The sequence below is a fragment of the Microcystis sp. LE19-195.1E genome, assembly GCF_027532095.1.
GTDB classification, from domain to species: domain Bacteria; phylum Cyanobacteriota; class Cyanobacteriia; order Cyanobacteriales; family Microcystaceae; genus Microcystis; species Microcystis aeruginosa.
The window spans coordinates 1-2556 of the sequence record NZ_JAPZSZ010000144.1 but is presented as its reverse complement, the minus strand read 5'-3'; the positions used below and the strand labels follow the sequence as shown (position 1 = coordinate 2556).

At 42.9% G+C, this 2556-nt stretch carries 2 protein-coding genes and 2 pseudogenes; 2 read left to right on the top strand and 2 right to left on the bottom strand.

Features of this window, described 5'->3' with window-relative positions:
• Positions 1–132: 132 nt before the first annotated feature.
• Together O9300_RS08345 and O9300_RS08340 are read right to left on the bottom strand one after the other, a co-directional pair.
• Positions 133–348 (bottom strand): annotated as a pseudogene (locus O9300_RS08345) (30S ribosomal protein S6); the annotation flags it as partial.
• A gap of 39 nt (positions 349–387) precedes the next feature.
• Positions 388–1200 (bottom strand): PEP-CTERM sorting domain-containing protein, encoded by an 813-nt coding sequence (locus O9300_RS08340; protein ID WP_287971212.1) that lies wholly within the window; start codon positions 1198–1200, stop codon positions 388–390.
• 373 nt (positions 1201–1573) lie between these two features.
• On the opposite strand from O9300_RS08340, the gene O9300_RS08335 reads away from it, so the two are divergent.
• The gene (locus tag O9300_RS08335) at positions 1574–2161 is read left to right on the top strand and encodes a DUF3782 domain-containing protein (RefSeq protein WP_002801959.1); all 588 of its coding nucleotides are present in this window, start codon (positions 1574–1576) and stop codon (positions 2159–2161) included.
• Positions 2162–2373: 212 nt separating this feature from the next.
• Positions 2374–2556: pseudogene (locus O9300_RS08330) on the top strand (Uma2 family endonuclease); the annotation flags it as partial.

Below are 2556 nucleotides of genomic sequence, written 5' to 3'. Positions count from 1 at the left end.
GAGGAACGCAACCAAGCACAACAAGAACGCGACCAAGCACAACAAGAACGCAACCAAGCACAACAAGAACGCGATCGCGCTTTTGCCCGATTACGGGAATTGGGCATTGACCCGACACAGTTGTGACTATAATTAATCTTCCTCGGAGATGCCGTCATCTTCCACCACCGCTTCGGTGATAGGAGAGGGGGGAATTTCCGTTAAGGGAGATAAATCCGCAGGGGGGGCCACCACGCGATCGAGTTTTAGGGTTAAATAACGAATAACCTCATCACTTAAACCCATGGCCCGTTCCATGGGGGCGACTTGTTTGCCGCTGGCCTGATAATTCATCTGCACATAGACACCTATCAAAAATTTGTTGAAAGAAATCCCAAATTTCTCAACTCAATTGTCCTGTTTTGACTTCTTCCCTTGAGATAGTTTGCGCTGGCAGAAAGCGCCAAATCCCAATACACCTAAGCCTAAAATTGTGCTAGGTTCAGGGGTTGAAGTGGGTTGAGAAATTCGGGTAAGTTTAATATTGTTAGCACCACTAACGGTGGCAAAGGCTAGATCGAAAACAAGTGGATTAGGCTCTACATTAACATCAAGGTCAGCTAATGAATTAGTTGGGAGACCGCCCACATCAGGACCACCTTGCAGTTTTGATGTAGCAGTCCCTGGAAAAACAAAAACCGCTGCTCTGTTAGCAGGATTTGTAGTTGCTACTACACTATTAGTTACAAGACCACTACCTGTATCATCAAAGGCTGATGCCCCTGCTGTTAAGACAGTATTTTCAGGAATAAACTCGAATTTTAACCCTGCATTCTCTAGGGGAGTCCCGTCGGCCAAGGTGACTGACGTTAAAGCAAATCCCTGATCGCGGGTAGAGCCGAGAATTGAACCTACAAAAGAGATATTATCTGAAAAGTCGAAGATTACCTGAATACTACCGCCTTGAGAACCATTAATTCCATTATCACCAATGCCCATGTACAGGGAAGCCGGCTGATCGACATCAAGTGAAAAAGGTACGGAAAATTGAGTATCTACAACAGTGAAGCCACCACCTGGTGGAAGAACAACGGAACTAAGTACCCCCGATGTAAATGGTGTACCACCTGGAAAATATCCTAAGCCTCCAATTTGGGAGGCAGGGGCATTAACTCCGAAGTGTAACGCCATGTCACCATAACCCAAGCCGAATCGATTCACTTCACCAAAAAGACGGAAGTTGGCTTTTAGGTCAACGGCTTGTGCCGTACCCGCTGCTGCCAAAATGATAAGTATTACCCCCCCCGATGGAGTATTGCATAAGTTTTGCTAATGTCATAACTAAATGCCTCTTAAAAAATGTGGTTCTGCCTGATCTATAATGTTTAATTCTGTAGATTTGAAAGTCTTGCCGTTAAATTTATCAAATCTTAACAATACTCTAAGTTACTTATAAAAATAAAGGTATGTTAGCGACAGCGTAACACGCCCTACTTATCGCTCTCTTACTCAAAGGCAAAAGCACTATCTTCTTCATGAATCGGCAAAATTCAGTAAAATAGCAATAGACTAAATCAGAGAGAAAAAATTAGCTATGGCAACTACATCCGAAGACGTATGGCGACTCTTAGCCGAATTAGCGACTGCTCAAGCTGAATTAACTGCCGCTCAAAAAGAAACTGACAAACAACTGAAGGAAGTTAGTCAGCAACAGAAGAAAACTGACAAACAACTCAAAGAATTAGGTCAGCAAATTGGGGGACTCGGTGCCAAATTCGGCAGCTTTACCGAAGGACTTGCCCTTCCCTCAATGGAAACGATTCTCAGACAACGCTTTGGTATGGAAGTTGTTAGTCCCAGTGTGCGAGTCAGTAAAGAAGGACAACACCTAGAAATTGATGTCCTTGCCTATACCAATGGTCAGCTAAATACTGCTTATATCGTCGAGGTTAAAAGTCATGCTAGAGAGGAGTCTATTTCACAATTAAAAAGTATTTTGCAACGGTTTCGCCGCTTTTTCCCTGAACACAAAGATAAAAAACTCTATGGCATATTAGCGGCGGTTCATTTATCATCAGAATTACGGGAAAAAATTCTGCAAGAAGGGTTTTATGTGGCTCGGATTCATGACCAAGTATTTGAATTGGATATTCCCGATAATTTTCAACCTCGACTTTATTAAAAATTTAGATATAATACTAAATCCTGTTATTAAATGATTATTTATTCTCCCCTTTGACTTTTGCCTTTTGCATGAGTGCCTCTCCTGATATGTAGCCCATACTCAACGGATTTAGTACAAGGCCAAGCCGTCCTTTTAGGATGGGGTTTTAAACCCAGGATTTGCGATGATACAATAAAGCTAGGCAAAAATGCGATCGCAAGAGATAAAGCATGGTTCAAGCACCCATCGAACCCCAACTTTTCTATCCTGACTCCGACGGTAAACCTATGGCCGACAACACAGTTCAATATCGCTGGATTGTTCGCTTGGTTGCCAATCTCAAGTATTTATTTAAAGGGCAAACCGTCTTTGTCGCTGGAGATTTGCTCTGGTATCCCCAGCAGGTAACTGTA